Origin of the sequence: Bacillus sp. SJZ110, assembly GCF_006715455.1 — a bacterium.
Classification (GTDB): domain Bacteria; phylum Bacillota; class Bacilli; order Bacillales; family Bacillaceae; genus Bacillus; species Bacillus subtilis.
On record NZ_VFNF01000001.1, the window covers coordinates 278,175 to 294,766 of the forward strand.

A 16,592-nucleotide genomic window follows, 5' to 3' on the forward strand; every position below is an offset into this window, starting at 1 on the left:
TTTCACATGATAGCTAACACTTTGATTTGATTTATTTTAAAAATAATTCTTTGTTTATCAATATACTCATTATCTAAATCTACTTTAAAAAATGGAACCGCCCTTGTAGAACTTTCTGCCTGCAAATAAAAAGGGCCTTCACTAGGAAAGGGCCTTTTCCATTCCTCTCTAAAAATGGAGGAACTTGATTCCAGATTGTAATTCTAACATTTTAAAAGCAAAGACAAACATTCCTTTAAAATGGTTTCCGCCAAAAAGTCTCACTAGATATAATTGAATTATGTGCATATGTGCTTTAAAGATAGAGGTGAATATATATGAAATTAACTTTGATCCGCCTGTTGGTATGGGGTGTGGGTGATACAGAAAACACAAATGAGCATGACAAATTTTGAACGCAAGTTATATCAGTTTTTTGTTAATATGCGGCTTTACAGAAAAAAAGAAAGACCGTAAAAAGTGAACAGGAAATACGTGATACCACGAAAACCTTATCCGAAAAATGGATTGTTTATAAAGTCCTACTCGATGAGGACTTCTTTATGAATAGGCTAAATTCTCTTCAAAATAAATTTTACATTTGGTAAAATAATGGATATATGAAGGAGAGTGATTGATACATGTTGCTATTTATAGGTAAATTCATATTGCTCTATATCTTCTGTTCTTTTGCTTATTATTTATTTAAAGTCGCTTATTACAATATTGGTAAAAAATTAGCGCTAAGCACATCGGAAGGAACTAAAGCGAATTGGGTCGCAAACGTGTTTATTAAAAACGGTACTAAGCTAACTGATGGTGATTATTTTATGGTTGCAGTTGTTTCAGCATTGTGGCTTTTACTTAGGTAAAATAACAAGCCTCCCTTTACAGGAGGCTTGTTTTTATTCAGTTGGATAACCATTTGCCTTACAGAAACTCTTAATATATTTGTTTTTGCTAGCAAATTTTCTGCAAGCTTTATTCATCCCAGCGTTATAAACTTCTTTCAAGAATTGTTGAGCTATCCCAGCCAGACCAATTGCAGTAAGAAGAGCAATAAGCTCTTGCAATCCAATATATACTACCCACGGGAGTGCTGGAACAATTGCAGTGGAGGCATCTCCAACTTTGACTTCTTGTCCTTTGTTTTGCTCTAACCATTTAACCTGTTCAGTTGGAATGCTAGCATAAAATAATGAAAGGTTAAAGATTTCATCACCAGTATAACCAATTTGTTTAGCTTTTTCTTTATCTACGCTGTATGTAAAATCATCGTTGAGTTTTAAAGCTTCTTTGACAAATTTCTCTGCTTTCTCAAAATCAGCTTCCGTTGCATGCTTTAATGCCTCGCTTACCTTCTCTTTCGATGTTAAATTGTTCATAATTGATTTTGCTTCTACGGTGTTGGCAGGAGTGCTTAAGAGGACAGTGACTAAAAGGGCAAAAGACGACAAAATGACAATTATGCTACTTTTTAGCTTACTCATTCCTTTAATCATTCCTTTCTACTAATTTGTTAAATGCTAAATATTATCATATTTGGAATTTAATTTACATTACAAAACTGTGACATTTAAACTTTTTACACATTAAAAAAGCCCTGCTCATACGAGGGGGCTCAATTATTATGCGGACGATATTTTTTATTTGTTTCAAGCTATTCTTTCAACGCCTCCGCATCTTGCAGTAAAGACAAACTTGTATTCCCTATCTTTTTTTTACAGCTTCAATGCGTTTGTCACTTATCAATTTACTCATGCGCTACTTATTTACCCCTAAAATCTCGGCAACTTCAGAAGTGCTGAGGACCTCAGTTTTCAGGAAGCCTTCAACCTCCTCACGACCGCCGAAACATTAAACACGTATAGTCACCTTTATCCGTCTGCACAACGTGAGGTTATTGGCTTTATGAAAAACGAAAAATTTTAAAAGTGTTACCAAAATGTTACCGCAGTGCCCTCAAAAGCTTTAAAAGCCTTGATAGCACTGCGGTTTCAAAGTATGTATGGAGACGGTGGGAGTCGAACCCACGTCCAGAAACATCGATTACTTAAGCGTCTACGAGCGTAGCCTGCATATTTATGGTTTCACTCATCTTCTTGCCTGCGGGCGGGCCTTCCAAGAGCTAGTCTGTTCATCTCTTCTTACGTTCTCAGACAGGAACGCAAGCGTAGCCTACTTGGATGTGCTCTTCACAGACACATAGGCAATGTCAGGAAGAGCTCGCTGCGCTTATTAGGCAGCTAATGCTACGTTTTGGTTAAAACTGTTAGTTTTGCCAGTTATATTTAAGTGCGTGTTTACGAGATCGCCTCTCGGCTCGCAGCTCAAGCTCGATCCATCCCTGTCGAATCCGTAACGTCCCCTTGGTATAAGGGAAATACGGGAGAAAATATCAAGCTCTCACTCAAACTGGCTATAGTCTTATTATAACATGATCACGGCTCTTTTCAATTGTCAAATCCTTCAAATGAATAGCGACGTGATCTGATCGTGAACACAGTATAGCACAGGCCTGATTTTCGAATCAAGCACTATGCCTTTAGAAGCCTTTTTGACTGTCTCTGAACGCTCTTTCGATTTCCCGCTTCGCGTCCTTGCGCTTCAGATCTTCCCGTTTGTCATAGTTCTTCTTCCCTTTTCCAAGGCCGAGAAGCACTTTGGCAAAGCCGTTTTTTAAATACAGCTTCAGCGGAACGAGAGAATAGCCTTTTTCCTTTGTTAACCCGATCAGCTTATTAATCTCCTTGCGGTGCATTAACAGCTTTCTTGTCCGAAGCGGATCGTGGTTATAGCGGTTTCCCTGCTCATATGGGCTGACGTGCATATTGTGGAGAAACACTTCTCCCCGTTCGATTTTGGCGAAGGAATCCTTAAGGTTTACGCGGCCGGCGCGAATCGATTTGATTTCGGTTCCTTGCAGAACGATGCCTGTTTCATAGGTTTCTTCTATAAAATAATCGTGATTGGCTTTCTTATTTTGAGATAATACTTTTCCTGACCCTTTTGGCATGCCAGAACCTCCTCTCTCTAAGGAAAAACTGTCCACCTTTTGCGATACGCTCTATTTTACCAAATGTCACGTACTGCTACAATGAAAAGCTGTTTCCGAAAGAAAGCAAATAGAGCGCTGCGGCCCTATTTGCTGGTTGAGCTGCTATTTCTTCTTTTTCCGTTTCTGTTTCGGAGCATTCTGGAAGCCGCGTTTTTTCTTTTTCTTCTTCGGCTTAGTGAACCACTCCCCTTTTTCCTCAGACGGAGCTGGAGAAACAGGTGTATTGGTGCTTTGAACACGTTTTCTGGCAGGCTTTCCGCGTTTTCTGCTCCGGCTGCTGTCCAATTCTCTCGGACGCCGCGGAGTGCCCTTCATGCCGACAATTTCAAAGTCGATATTGCGCTCATCTTTATTGACATCGACAACCTTGACTGTGATTTCATCCCCGATGCGGAAGACGTTGCCTGTCCGCTCGCCGATCATTGCGAAATGCTGTTCGTCAAAGCGGTAGTAGTCATCTGTCATAAAGCTGACGTGGACGAGTCCTTCAATTGTATTCGGCAGCTCGACGAACATTCCGAAGTTTGTCACAGAGCTGATCATGCCGTCAAACTCTTCACCGATTTTATCAAGCATGTATTCCGCTTTTTTCAGATCATCCGTCTCACGCTCGGCGTCAACTGCACGGCGCTCCATTGATGATGTATGTTCGGCGATATCCGGCAGGCGTTCAGCCCACTTTTCCTGAGTCGCTTCATCGACTTTGCCGTTGATCAAATACGTTCGGATCAGGCGGTGAACGATTAAGTCCGGATAACGGCGGATCGGCGATGTGAAATGCGTATAGAATTCCGTTGACAGACCGAAGTGCCCCAAGCTTTGCGGGTCGTATTTCGCCTGTTTCATCGAACGGAGCATAACAGTAGATATAACCGTTTCCTCTGGTCTGTCACGCACAGCGTCCAGAATGCTTTGCAGCGCGCGCGGATGAATATTCCCCGCCGTTCCTTTCACCACATAGCCAAATGTCGTCACAAATTCTAAAAACTTTTGCAGCTTTTCAGCATTCGGCTCTTCGTGAATCCGGTATATAAACGGGACGTTCATCCAATGGAAATGCTCTGCCACTGTTTCGTTTGCTACAAGCATAAATTCTTCAATCAGCTTCTCGGCAACAGAGCGTTCTCTGATCACAACGTCTTTAACCGCTCCTTCGTCATCAACAAGCACCTTTGCTTCTTTGAAATCAAAGTCAACGGCGCCGCGGTCCATCCGCTTATCGCGAAGAATTTGAGCCAGGCGCTCCATGTCTTTGAACATCGGAACAAGAGGCTCGTATTTTTGCTTCAGCTCTTCATCATCGTCAACAAGAATTTTATTCACATCTGAATATGTCATTCTTTCCGTTGTTTTGATGACACTTTGGAAGATCTCGTGCTCTGTCACCTGTCCCTGACTGTTAATTGTCATTTCACAAGAAAGCGTCAGGCGGTCAACCTTTGGATTTAAGGAGCAGATGCCGTTTGACAATCTGTGCGGAATCATCGGGATGACACGGTCAACCAGATACACACTTGTCCCTCTTTCAAGCGCTTCTTTGTCAATCGGTGAGTTTTCGGTTACGTAATGGCTGACATCAGCTATGTGAACGCCAAGCTTGTAGCTTCCATCATCAAGCTTCGTCACGGTAACTGCATCATCCAAATCCTTCGCATCCGCACCATCAATGGTGACAATCACCTGATCACGGAGATCACGGCGGTCTTTCAGATCTTTTTCATCAATCGTGTCAGGCGTACTTGATGCCTGTTCCATCGCGTCAGCTGGAAATTCTCCCGGCAGGCCGTGCTTATGAATGACCGATAAAATATCAATGCCCGGGTCGTTTTTGTGGCCGAGAATGGTTTCAACCTCACCCTCTGCGTTCATGCGGCCTTCAGGATAGCTCGTCAGCTTGACAACAACCTTATGCCCTTCCGCAGCTCCGTTTTTCCCATTTTTCGGAATGAAGATGTCACTCGTGATTTTTTTGTCATCCGGAATGACAAAGCCGAAGTTTCTCGTTTCTGTATACGTGCCGACAACCCGCTGAATCGCTCTTTCTAAAATCCGTATGACGGTTCCTTCCTGCCTGGAGCCGCTTGACTGTGAATTCAGACGAACCATGACGATATCGCCGTTCATTGCCGTATTCAGCTCATTAGGCGGAATAAACACATCACTTAACGACGTATCCTCAGGCAGCAAAAAGGCGAATCCTTTCGCATGCGCTGAAATCTTTCCTTTTATTAAATTCATCTTCTCCGGAATGCCGTAACGGTCGCTTCTCGTCCGTACGATAAGGCCTTTTTCTTCCAAGGCGACTAACGCTTTGACGAGCTCTTTAAACTCCTCGGCTTCCGTAATATTTAACATCTCCTCAAGTTCCTGAACGGTCAGAGGTTTGTACGCCTCTTCCTTCATAAACGAGAGAAGCTTTTCCATAAATGCTTCTTTTTCCATTATCCGACCTCCTGTTGATTACCAATCGAGCTTCTCTAAAAATTCATACACATCCTGATGGACGAGGTCACGTTCTTTGTCGAGTGTAATGACATGCCCTGATTCCTCGTACCATTTCAGCTGTTTATCATCAGTTTCCACTTCGTTGTAAATAATATTGGCGCTTTCGGTATTAATCATGTGGTCATGACGGGCCTGCACCACAAATGTCGGTGAATAAATCATATCGACATTATTCCGCACATCAGCAATTAAGTCTTGCAGCGCCTTGAGGGTATTCATCGGCGTTTTTTCGAATTCTTTCATTTCCTCTTCAATTTGCTCCGGGCTTTTCCCCTCAAACTTTTTGTAATTGCGAGCGTATGAAAGAACGCCTTGATACATGACCTCTTCACTCTTAATATGCATCGGTGCGCACATTGGGACAATTCCCTTTATGGGTACAGTGTAACCCAATTTCAGCGAAAAAACCCCGCCAAGCGACAGTCCGCAGGCAGCAATGCTCTCATAGCCTTCAGATTTTAAGTATTCATAGCCATCCATTACGTTTTTCCACCAGTCTTCGGGCCCCGTATGTACAAGTTCTTCAGGCGGGACGCCATGTCCTTCATATTGAGGCGCGTGGCACGTATAGCCGCGTTCATTCAAATATCGTCCCAGCATCCTTACATCCGCTGTATTGCCTGTAAAGCCGTGCAGCAAAAGCACCGCTTTGTCTCCGCCTTTAAATGTAAATGGTTTTGGTGTCACAACTTTCATGCTCATGTCTCCCTTTCTATCTGCACGATCATTTTAGTTTTCCACAGTTTAATCAGAAAAAAACGTTTTGAATATCATCCAGAAACGTGAAAAAGGCCTGACTTCACATCAGACCTTATACAAACATTGCCCTATAGGATATAAGCAAGCGCAATCGTTAACACGAAAAACAAGACTGCCAGCACTACCGTAATGCGGTGCAAAATTAAATCAAGACCTCTTGCTTTTTGTTTCCCGAAGAGCTGCTCCGCTCCGCCTGAAATCGCACCAGATAATCCGGCGCTTTTACTAGATTGAAGCAAAACGACAATAATAAGTGCAATGCTGACGATAACCAATAAGGTAATCAAAACTGCGTGCATCCCATACACCTCCAGACTCACTGGCTACATTACTTCTATTTTACATGAAAAGGGTTGGCATGTCACGCTGTATCAGACGCCAAAAGGCTGGATAAGACGTTTTATCTTGGTTACCCTATTCATATGAAAAGGTCAAAGGAGAAAAGCGATGCCGCTTATCAGCATAGACAGCAGGAAACATCTTTTTTATGAAGAATATGGACAGGGAATCCCTATCATTTTTATCCACCCGCCGGGCATGGGACGCAAGGTTTTTTATTATCAGCGCCTTCTTTCCAAGCATTTCAGGGTGATTTTTCCCGATTTAAGCGGCCACGGTGATAGTGATCACATCGATCAGCCAGCGTCTATTTCCTATTACGCAAACGAGATCGCGCAATTCATGGACGCTTTGCACATTGATAAAGCTGTGTTATTCGGGTATTCTGCCGGAGGCTTAATCGCGCAGCATATCGGCTTTAACCGCCCGGACAAAGTGTCACACCTTATTCTGTCCGGCGCCTACCCAGCTGTTCATAACGTAATCGGCCAGAAGCTGCACAAACTGGGAATGTATCTGCTTGAAAAAAACCCCGGTTTGCTCATGAAAATCCTCGCTGGCAGCCACACAAAAGACAGACAGCTTCGCAGCATATTAACAGACCATATGAAAAAAGCAGACCAGGCCCATTGGCATCAGTATTATCTGGATTCGCTTGGCTACAACTGCATTGAACAGCTGCCCCGCCTAGACATGCCAATGCTGTTTATGTATGGCGGCCTGCGGGACTGGACCTTTACGAACGCAGGCTATTACCGAAGATCGTGCAGACATGCCGAATTTTTCAGATTGGAATATCAGGGACATCAATTGCCGACAAAACAATGGAAAACGTGCAATGAGCTGGTGACAGGGTTTGTGCTGACACATCATTCATAGGAATAGAAAACGCTTGGCTTCCTTGCGTTTTTTGTTACTTTATTGACTTTTGTCAATAAAGTCATAGTAAAAAAGATCCTCAAATTTCAAATTAAAATAGTGAAGCATTTTACCGATCACAAGCTGCCCCGGCCGTCTTTCTCCATTCAGCACGCGGCTCAGTGTGGCGGGTGAGACTCCGATTTCCAGCGCAAGCTGATTAAGGGAATAATCGTTATTAACCATATACTGCAAGACATAATCACGTCTAATCTGTATCTTTTCTACTGGCACTTTCCTCACCTTCCATTCCTGAAAAACTTTTTTCTATACTTTTACATTACGGCTTATGTTAACTTTTGTCAATACATTTCCAGTCTACCTATTCCCTTTAGTCAATAAACATACTAAAATATGAGTAACAGTGAGGGACGGGGTGAGATATATGGAAAGCTTTGGCGAACAATTACGGGCATTGCGTGAAGAGAGAAAGTTAACAGTCAACCAGCTGGCGACTTATTCAGGCGTAAGCGCGGCCGGCATCTCCAGAATCGAAAACGGAAAACGGGGCGTTCCCAAACCTGCCACCATCAAAAAACTGGCAGAGGCCTTAAAAATTCCTTATGAGGGGCTTATGTACAAGGCTGGTTACATCGAAGAAGTGCATGAAGCCAAGGCTCCTTATGAAACGAAGTGCAAGCTGCTCGAAAAAGCGGAGGCCTATGACCTGAAAAACCTTGCGCTTCTTGAGAACGAAAAATGGCAATATCTCAATAAAGAAGATTTGCTCATGCTGGATCATTATTTTTCGTTTATTTCAGACGAAGCCAAAAAACGGTCTGCTGATGACTGACTCTTGATAGAAATGTGAGGCGATAGACCATGTCACCGTTCGGACAGCAATTACGGGAGCTGCGCCGCGCCCGCAAACTGACAGTGAATCAGCTTGCGGTGTACTCAGGCATCAGCTCTGCCACCATTTCAAAAATTGAAAACGGCAAACGCGGGACGCCAAAACCCGCCACGATTAAAAAACTGGCAGCCGTCCTGAAAGTGCCGTACGAAAACCTAATGGCCGCCGCAGGCCATATTCAGGCCTTTCCTGAAGAAATCCGCGAAGCATCTGAAAGCTATCAATCCGTTTATGAAATTTACCAGACGGCTGTCACGCGCGGAGCGGAGCACCTCCCGATTTTCAACAGTCAAAAATGGGAACATCTCTCAAAGCAGGATATTGAAAATCTCAGCAAATACTTCGATTTTTTGTCTTCAGAAGCAAAAAAACGGGCCTCTTCCTCATAATCCCCTGTTTCTCTTTCTATATTTTATCAATCACGCTTGCATACCCTCCCTCGTTATTTGCGTTATAATAGTGACAGACGAGGTGAAAAGTATGAACCAATCAGAAATGTGTCCTAGATTTGAAAAAGCAGTCGACATCTTAAGTAAACGCTGGGTCGCTTTAATCGTATTTCAGCTCTTGAACGGGTCGCAGCGATTTAGCGAAATTGAAGCAGCACTTCCAAATCTAAGCGGCAGAGTTCTGTCAGAACGGCTGAAAGAACTTGAGCTTGAAGGAGTAGTGAAGCGGGATGTCATCCCTGAAACTCCGGTTCGCATCGAATATTCATTGACTGATAAAGGAAAGGCACTAGCACCCATTTTAGGTGAGATTTCTAAATGGGCGACTGAATGGATTGACCCTTCCTTTCTTGACTAATTGCTAAAACGGTTCTGATCTCATAGACGAGAAAAGAACCGTTTTTTATTTTTTTCCCAGGTGAAAAAACGATTTCTCAGCCGATATATAGTACATCCATACATTACGTTTTTAAAGGAGACCACTATATGCGACTGACGATTTCCCGCAAATTCAGCCTGGTATTTTTGACACTGATCCTGATCAATTTACTTGTAGGCGGAATAGGCGTTCTTAATATGCAGCATATCATTCAAAAAACAGATGAAATCAACACAAAATGGATTGACGGCATCAAAGGAATCACTTCAATTAATTATGTAACCGAGCACCTGTCTTCTAAAGAAAAGGACTTTCTGATTTATACAGACAAAAGCAAAATGGATACACTTGATCAAGAAATGAATCAAATCATGGAAGACATTAACCAAAAGCTCGATAACTACGAAAAAACGATCTCCACTGATAAAGAGCAGAAACTGTTCGAGCAGCTTCAAACTGAAGTGAATACCTATATGGATATTCATGCGCAAATTATCGAAAGCGGCCGCACGAATGACATGGACAAAGCAAGAGGTTTATTGGTTCAGACTGAGGCCAGCTTTGAGGATATGAAAAAAACAATCACTCAGCTTGTTGACTTAAATCAAGAAGGCAGCAACACAGCGGTAAAAGAAACGAAGGCCGTCTATCATAAAGGGCTCATTTACACTGCTTTGCTTGTGGCAGCATCGATCCTCATCAGCATTTTCATCTGGCTTTATATCACGCGAAACATTGTAAAGCCTATCATTCGCATGAAGGAATCTGCCAATCATATTGCCGAAGGCGATCTGTCGAACGATATGGAGCCGCTCAACTCAAAAGACGAGCTGGGTGATCTGAATGAAGCGCTGCAAAAAATGGTAGGGAATCTGAGAGATATTGTCGGATATTCTAAAGACATATCAAGCCGGGTTCTTTCTTCTTCACAGGTGCTTGCAACCGCAACGAATGAAACAAGATCCGGCAGCAAACATATTACCGAGACGATGAACGAAATGGCTGAGGGCTCTGAACAGCAGGCCCAAGACGCCGTGACGATTGCCGAATCGATGAATGAGTTCACTGAAAGCATTGATAAAGCCTATAATCACGGCATCACCATCAGCGATACGTCGCAAAACGTTCTCGAACTCGCGGTAAGCGGAAACGAAAATATGGCTACGTCATTACAGCAAATGAAAACCATCCATCATATTGTTGAAAAAGCCGTGCATAAAGTGAGATCACTTGAACAGCATTCTCAGGATATCAACAAGCTCGTTCAGGTCATCAACGGGATTGCCGAGCAGACGAATTTGCTGTCCCTTAACGCCGCGATTGAAGCTGCCCGCGCAGGAGAAAGCGGCAAAGGCTTCGCCGTTGTGGCAGAGGAGGTCAGAAAGCTGGCTGACGGCGTTTCTGATTCCGTGCAGGATATTACCCGGATTGTAGGCGGGACACAGCAGGAGATCCACACTGTCATTACGTACTTGGAAAGCAGCTTTACAGAAGTCGAAAAAGGAACGGAAAACCTGACAGACACCGGACAGGCTATGCGGCATATCAAGCAATCCGTCACTCATGTTGCAGACAGCATTAAGGAAGTAACGGATGGCCTGAAGCAGTTAACAAACCAATCGATTACTATCAATCAATCGATTGAAAATATCGCTTCTGTATCCGAAGAGTCGGCCGCCGGCATTGAAGAAACATTTTCAATAACCGAGCAATCCGCCCATTCGATGGATCAAGTGCTTCAAAATGCTGAAGAGCTTGAGCAGCTGGCGAAGGAGCTTAATGAGAAGATGGGGCAGTTTACGATTTAAAAATAACCCACGTCCAGATAGGGCGTGGGTTTAATGATTTCTATATAAGGGTATTTTCACTCGCACTTCTCCGCCACCCTCTATAGTGTTTCCAAGAGTAAGTTCTCCATTATGAAGATTCACAGCATTTTTTGCGAAGGTCAACCCCATTCCATAATGACCTTTAGACTGACGGGCCTTGTCATCCATGTAAAAAAGTTCTGTTGCTTTTTTTAGCCCGATTTCCGAAAATCCATTTCCTGTGTCTTTTACAAAAAAATAAAAAGTATCAGAATCGCATTCAGCATGCACCGAGACAGTACCATCCTCCGGTGTATAATCAACTGCATTTGTTAAAATATTCAATAACGCCCTATGTAACAGTTGCCAGTCTATTTCCGCCTCTTTCTTGAGATTTTCTTTTTTAAATGAAATATTTATTTTTTTATTTCCTTTATAGGCGGATATATCTTTCTGTAGAGTTTCTGTCAGCTTATCTACAAAAGCTTTCTCCAAATGAATAGTTAAGGAATCCTCCGTTCTCGAGAGATGAATCAGCTGAGAAATATATTGTTCAATTTGATTTCCTGCTCCAAGAATATATTTTGTATATTCAGCTTGTTCTTCGTTTTGAATAGACAAGCTGAGTAATTCAGCATTTCCCTTAATAATGGTAATCGGGATCTTGATATCATGTGCTAAAGCACCAATTTGCTCTTTCTTATTTTTTTCTAATCGCCACTGAGCTTCGAGTGATGACCGAAGAGCATCTCTCATTTCAATTAAGGAATCAATTACATCATCAAATTCCTTAATATGTGTAAATTCGGGAGTAAACTGCAAATTTTGCTCTTTTATATATCGAGTAATTACGTTCAGTGTCTCAAAATGTTTTCTTAATCTATTAGCAAAGTAAGTTGTTATAATAGAAATGACTACAATGAGTAAGACTATCAAAATACAAATACTCGTTAATTCATAATTAGGAAGGTATTTTCTTAATAAAGGTGAGCTAAAATCTGCACGTAATGAATATTGCAAAATACAATACTCTTCATTTCTATCTATAACCAAATATCCTTTCTGTTTATAATTGACATACGGTTTTTTTTCAATCTTCTTTTTAACCAGTTGCAGATCTTTTTCTTTAATGGTTCCAGCTGTTTTTTGTTTTGTTTCTTTATCAAGGATGGCATATGACATTGTATCTGGAATCATATCAGCAGTGACTTTATCTGTATTTTCCAGCTTTGGCGCAAGTTTTTCTGCTTCTCGTTCATTATAATTCGCGGGATGTGAGAAACCCGTATTCATTGCGATTGTATTTATAAATAAATATAGCAGAGCCAGTACAACTAAACTTATACATAACGTGACCATATACTTTATCAGTTCTCTAAGAAGTGTTTTCTGGCCCTTAAAACCTATTCCCATTTGTACCCAACACCCCATACCGTTTTGATAGGGTCTGTATTATGCTCTTTACATTTTTTTCGAATCGTTCTGATAAATTCAGTAATTGTTGAATACAAAGCATTCCCCTCTAATCCATATATCTCCTCGTAAATTTGTTCTCTTGAAAAAGTTCTCCCTTTATGTTGAGCTAAAAATTCACAGATTTTATATTCATTTTTTGTTAGGTTAAGTTTGTGGTTATTGATAAATACTTCTTTACTATCAAAATGAAATAAAAAACCGGAGATGACTCTTTTCGATTGATGTTTATCTCTCCGTTCCCTTCTTAAGTGAGCATTAACTCTAGCACTAAGCTCTCTAACACCAAATGGCTTTGTAATATAATCATCTCCGCCGGTAATAAGACCTTTTACTATCGCTTCCTCTTCTGTTTTAGCCGTGAGGAATAAAATTGGACAATCAACCAAAGGACGTATCTGTTTACATAGCTCAAAACCATCAATATCTGGCATCATAACATCCAGCAAAATTAAATCATATCCTTGAAATACGTCAGGCGGCTGTCCTTTAACACGATCTAAAATGTCAACTTGATGCTGGTCACGGCGCAAAATATTTTGTATCAGTACAAGAATATCTTTTTCATCATCGACAGCAAGGATTTTGGCCATTTCCTGTCCCCCTCATACTATTCAAACGTTTTTCTGCCTTCCCATTTACTAAACCATATTAGACTGGCAACGATTATACATATTATACCAAAAATCATAACCAATACCCCTGAATTTATTTCATGCATTAATAAAGGATTATCCCCTTTTTCTTTAAAGTGGAGTACCCCATTTAAACCTGACAATCTAATACCCCAAGCCCAAGGGTTATATTTCCATATAGCATCTCCTAATCCAGTATTCATTAGAGCGGTCATAAGCAGGCCAGCTCCGCCTATCAGGACAGAAGCACCCATTCCAAACATACAGCTGATAAAAAAGTAAATACAATATAGGGCTACACTACCCGCAACTAGCCAGGCACCACCTGTTATAAAAATATCGTAAGACAAATCCGGCACATGTAAAATAAATTTTAATCCTATTATATAAATGAAAAGCGCTATACCAATAGAGCAAAGTTCCATGAAAAGCAGCATTAACATTTTGCTGGCATAAGCAATGACTTTTGGAGACGTACTCCCTAGTAACACTTGAAATTTCCCTGCCTGTTCTTCTAAGGATGCAGTCATTCCGCATAACACCCCTATAAGCAGCGGCAATGCAACTGCAATAGCTTCCATAAAAGACTTATACAAGTGAAATTGACTCTGATCTCTCTCATAAAAATACAGAATCAATACAGTTGAAAAAGCTATAGGAATAATTAAATGGAGCCACATAAAGGAGGTGTGTTTGCTTTTCTGGAAATCAGCTTTTAAACACCTCAAAAGTAATCTCACCTTATATCGCCCCCTGCTTTTTTGTTCTGTAATCGATTGAAGGGGCAAACGAACGGCTAGTCAAAAACGCTATTATTAAAAATAATAGAATAGAAATCAATATAGCAGGAGGGACGACCATCCAACTCAACAAAGGATCATTTTTTTCAAGCAACAGACCGTTAGGATGAATACCTATTGTGGGACACATCATTCGAATTGGCCAGCTCCAAGGAATAAACCACCAAAAGGAACGAGATGCCGGCATTATACCTAGAACAAGGGTTCCTATAAGATTTAACATTACCGCTATTGTAAGCCCCCACTTTTTTGCCACAAATAAACAAAGTGGAATTTGCCAAAGGCTTGTTACCCAAAGCAATAAACTTGCGGCAATTGCAGAAAGCGTAACAATAGCAAAATCAGCTATAACAAACCCCATTAGTAACATAAACACTAAAAATACAATTTGAGATAATAGCGAATAAATCATAATAATTACAATCTTAGAGTACCATAATCTTCCTAAATCAATAGGCAATGAATACGTACCATTATAATTAGAGGCCTTTTTTTCTTTTTGATGAGATAAAGAACAAAATAAAGCTATCATCACCGGCATAAATATAATAGACCACCAGTTAAAAGTACCGGGAACAAAAAATTGAATGTTCATCAAAAAAGAAAAACCTATATTAAGCAGCGGCACTAAGATAATCATTTTTCTAGAAAAGGTCCTTTTAAACTTCAGGTTTTCGGCCTTCATATAATTCATCATCTTTTTACACCCTCTTTTTCACGGCTTGCCTTTACAACTTCCATAAACAAATGCTCTAAATCATCAGTCTTGTTTATTTCCCCCTGGTACCCAAGATGACCGCCGATGATAATCCCAATATGATCTGCTATTTGCTCGACTTCTGAAAGTATATGACTAGATAAAATCACGGTTATTCCTTCCTGAGGAAAAGAGCGAATAAGATCTCTGAGCTCCTGAATGCCGATTGGATCTAGCCCATTCGTAGGCTCATCAAGAATTAATAATTTAGGGTGATTTAATAAAGCAATAGCAATTCCCAGCCGCTGCCTCATCCCCATCGAAAACTGCCCTGCTCTTTTCTTTCCAGCATGCTGCATATCTACTGTCTTTAGCACGCTGTTTATGCGATCCTCAGATAGGCCCAGCAACGTTGCATGTACTTTTACATTTTCAAATGCTGTTAAATTATCGTAAAGGGGTGGAGCTTCTATTAAAGATCCGATATTTTGCAAATCAGAACGTTTCCATTTATGTCCGTCGAAGAAAACCTCACCAGAAGTTTTCCGTAAAATTCCTGTTAAAATTTTAAGTGTCGTCGATTTTCCAGCTCCATTTGGTCCAAGCAGACCGTAAATGCTGTTTTTTTGAACAGTTAATGAAACATCTGAAACAGCTGTTTCTTTGCCAAACTTTTTTGTAAGACTTTTGGTTTCTAATAGGACTGTACTCATGTCACACTCTCCCTTATCCCTTTTCATTCTTAATCAAAACCGCTCGATAATACTCGCGATTAAACTCCACAATGATTTCATCTTTGGCATCAGTATCCTCGTTCGCACTGTAAACCTTCCCATAGCGTAGAGGTTTTTTCTCTCTGGTTTCATCCGGATCATTAGAGATATACGGTTCTTTCAGTTCTTCTTCAGACCATCTCTTTCCCTCACTATCTACAAAGAAGGTTTGACCTATTGCCCCTATTACTTTTCCTTTTTTGTCTTCATCAACTTTATCTTTCATCTGATAAAGTTTTTCGTTATAGACCACTTGATCGAGCTTTCCCTTATCAATCAAGCTCTCCATTGTTTCAGATGTTTCGTTGTTATCCTCAGTAAAATGCACTGTTTTTTTTGTTTCTTCAACAGTTTTATCTTTAAACTTCGTTAATGCTTGACAAGCAGATAACATAAATAAAACAATAAAACAGCCTGAAATGTTTACACATCTTTTCAAAAACACGTACATCACCTCAATCTTATGAATTTTCCCCAATAGATGTTAAAGATAAAATGAATTCTTCCTCTGCGCGGTATCTATGTGGGATGTTGATCATTCTAGAATACTTTTATCAAAATTTAATCAAAATACTTTTTCTAACTGGAAACTTAAAGCATTTGGGCTTCTGGCAACACGATCAACTTGTCTAAATAAAAAAGCGTGATCAGGTCACACTGTTTACTCCAGATAGATCTATCTCATATTGATCTACCCATTAAAATATGAATTTCTGAGGAATTTCCTTAACTTGTCTGTACATGATAAAAAGACTGACTTGGGTATGTATTAGAGTGTTGTTTAAATCGACTTATCCATCATCCCCCTTGTTACTTTTTTCCACATGAAAAACGGGTGTGAAATTTAAACTCATTCACACCCGTTACTTTTTACATCATTTTTAGGCCCTAACTCTATGAAAATAGTATGTATAACGCTCAGGAATGCAAGGAGTCAGAGCAAAGTGATTCAATGGTTTTACTTATTTAGAGATTTTGCAGTTACAAGTTATTGTTTGAAGGAAGCAAGTTTGCAATACACCAGTTACACACCCAGGTGTACAAAGTGATTCACTTTTCCATTGAGGAGTGATTTTAGAGTCTTGTTTAGAGACTTTTACTACATCCAAATCGAAATCATCGAACTTTGACATATTGGTCACCTCCTTTCAATACCTATATAGTAAC

General features: G+C 40.7%; 19 protein-coding genes and 1 other RNA gene. 6 read left to right on the forward strand and 14 right to left on the reverse strand.

What is annotated here, in order from left to right; translation table 11 throughout:
- The first annotated feature begins 620 nt into the window (after window positions 1–620).
- Window positions 621–851: a hypothetical protein gene (locus tag FB592_RS01425; protein WP_021480611.1), complete on the forward strand. Its 231-nt coding sequence runs from the start codon at window positions 621–623 to the stop codon at window positions 849–851.
- A 33-nt stretch (window positions 852–884) separates the two neighbouring features.
- Here the strand turns inward: FB592_RS01425 and FB592_RS01430 are convergent, their stop codons facing one another.
- The 6 genes from FB592_RS01430 to secG form a co-directional block, all read right to left on the reverse strand.
- A complete protein-coding gene (locus FB592_RS01430) occupies window positions 885–1,469 on the reverse strand; it encodes a hypothetical protein (protein ID WP_021480612.1) in 585 nt (194 codons plus the stop codon).
- A 516-nt stretch (window positions 1,470–1,985) separates the two neighbouring features.
- Window positions 1,986–2,348, reverse strand: a transfer-messenger RNA (tmRNA) gene (ssrA, locus tag FB592_RS01440).
- Window positions 2,349–2,524: 176 nt separating this feature from the next.
- Entirely contained in the window at window positions 2,525–2,995 is a 471-nt protein-coding gene (gene smpB, locus FB592_RS01445; protein ID WP_003220025.1) for an SsrA-binding protein, read from the reverse strand.
- A 144-nt stretch (window positions 2,996–3,139) separates the two neighbouring features.
- Complete coding sequence (gene rnr, locus FB592_RS01450) at window positions 3,140–5,479, reverse strand: ribonuclease R (RefSeq protein ID WP_003228386.1); 2,340 nt, start codon at window positions 5,477–5,479, stop codon at window positions 3,140–3,142.
- An 18-nt stretch (window positions 5,480–5,497) separates the two neighbouring features.
- Window positions 5,498–6,238, reverse strand: a complete 741-nt coding sequence (locus FB592_RS01455; protein ID WP_003242610.1) for an alpha/beta hydrolase — start codon at window positions 6,236–6,238, stop codon at window positions 5,498–5,500.
- Window positions 6,239–6,369: 131 nt separating this feature from the next.
- Window positions 6,370–6,600 (reverse strand): preprotein translocase subunit SecG, encoded by a 231-nt coding sequence (gene secG, locus FB592_RS01460; RefSeq protein ID WP_003220028.1) that lies wholly within the window; start codon window positions 6,598–6,600, stop codon window positions 6,370–6,372.
- A 148-nt stretch (window positions 6,601–6,748) separates the two neighbouring features.
- On the opposite strand from secG, the gene FB592_RS01465 reads away from it, so the two are divergent.
- Window positions 6,749–7,519 carry an alpha/beta fold hydrolase gene (locus FB592_RS01465; protein WP_049139742.1) on the forward strand — a complete coding sequence of 257 codons (771 nt, stop codon included), beginning with the start codon at window positions 6,749–6,751 and terminating at the stop codon, window positions 7,517–7,519.
- A gap of 39 nt (window positions 7,520–7,558) precedes the next feature.
- Here the strand turns inward: FB592_RS01465 and FB592_RS01470 are convergent, their stop codons facing one another.
- Window positions 7,559–7,792 (reverse strand): helix-turn-helix domain-containing protein, encoded by a 234-nt coding sequence (locus FB592_RS01470; protein WP_003220031.1) that lies wholly within the window; start codon window positions 7,790–7,792, stop codon window positions 7,559–7,561.
- 151 nt (window positions 7,793–7,943) lie between these two features.
- On the opposite strand from FB592_RS01470, the gene rghR reads away from it, so the two are divergent.
- The 4 genes from rghR to FB592_RS01490 all read left to right on the forward strand — a co-directional run bounded on the left by rghR (window position 7,944) and on the right by FB592_RS01490 (window position 11,047).
- The gene (gene rghR / locus FB592_RS01475; protein WP_014665397.1) at window positions 7,944–8,351 is read left to right on the forward strand and encodes a transcriptional repressor RghR; all 408 of its coding nucleotides are present in this window, start codon (window positions 7,944–7,946) and stop codon (window positions 8,349–8,351) included.
- A 29-nt stretch (window positions 8,352–8,380) separates the two neighbouring features.
- A complete protein-coding gene (locus FB592_RS01480) occupies window positions 8,381–8,800 on the forward strand; it encodes a helix-turn-helix domain-containing protein (protein ID WP_014480905.1) in 420 nt (139 codons plus the stop codon).
- Between the two features lie 91 nt (window positions 8,801–8,891).
- Complete coding sequence (gene catR / locus FB592_RS01485; RefSeq protein WP_003242888.1) at window positions 8,892–9,218, forward strand: catDE operon transcriptional regulator CatR; 327 nt, start codon at window positions 8,892–8,894, stop codon at window positions 9,216–9,218.
- 128 nt (window positions 9,219–9,346) lie between these two features.
- Complete coding sequence (locus tag FB592_RS01490; protein WP_038829369.1) at window positions 9,347–11,047, forward strand: methyl-accepting chemotaxis protein; 1,701 nt, start codon at window positions 9,347–9,349, stop codon at window positions 11,045–11,047.
- 30 nt (window positions 11,048–11,077) lie between these two features.
- Here FB592_RS01490 and FB592_RS01495 read toward each other — a convergent pair whose 3' ends face one another.
- From FB592_RS01495 to FB592_RS01525, 7 genes are all read right to left on the reverse strand, one after another.
- Window positions 11,078–12,460, reverse strand: coding sequence for a HAMP domain-containing histidine kinase (locus FB592_RS01495; RefSeq protein ID WP_032726857.1), 1,383 nt, complete (start codon window positions 12,458–12,460; stop codon window positions 11,078–11,080).
- On the reverse strand, window positions 12,451–13,113 hold the full coding sequence (locus tag FB592_RS01500; protein WP_032726858.1) for a response regulator transcription factor: 663 nt from the start codon (window positions 13,111–13,113) through the stop codon (window positions 12,451–12,453). The genes FB592_RS01495 and FB592_RS01500 overlap by 10 nt, the downstream gene beginning before the upstream one ends.
- Before the next feature lie 17 nt (window positions 13,114–13,130).
- Entirely contained in the window at window positions 13,131–13,895 is a 765-nt protein-coding gene (locus tag FB592_RS01505) for a lantibiotic immunity ABC transporter MutG family permease subunit (protein ID WP_038829371.1), read from the reverse strand.
- Between the two features lies 1 nt (window position 13,896).
- Window positions 13,897–14,652 (reverse strand): lantibiotic immunity ABC transporter MutE/EpiE family permease subunit, encoded by a 756-nt coding sequence (locus FB592_RS01510; protein WP_041850531.1) that lies wholly within the window; start codon window positions 14,650–14,652, stop codon window positions 13,897–13,899.
- Window positions 14,649–15,365: a lantibiotic protection ABC transporter ATP-binding protein gene (locus tag FB592_RS01515; RefSeq protein WP_038829373.1), complete on the reverse strand. Its 717-nt coding sequence runs from the start codon at window positions 15,363–15,365 to the stop codon at window positions 14,649–14,651. The genes FB592_RS01510 and FB592_RS01515 overlap by 4 nt, the downstream gene beginning before the upstream one ends.
- 13 nt (window positions 15,366–15,378) lie before the next feature.
- Window positions 15,379–15,870, reverse strand: a complete 492-nt coding sequence (locus FB592_RS01520; protein ID WP_032727099.1) for a NisI/SpaI family lantibiotic immunity lipoprotein — start codon at window positions 15,868–15,870, stop codon at window positions 15,379–15,381.
- Window positions 15,871–16,387: 517 nt separating this feature from the next.
- On the reverse strand, window positions 16,388–16,558 hold the full coding sequence (locus tag FB592_RS01525) for a gallidermin/nisin family lantibiotic (protein WP_032726862.1): 171 nt from the start codon (window positions 16,556–16,558) through the stop codon (window positions 16,388–16,390).
- Window positions 16,559–16,592: the final 34 nt, after the last annotated feature.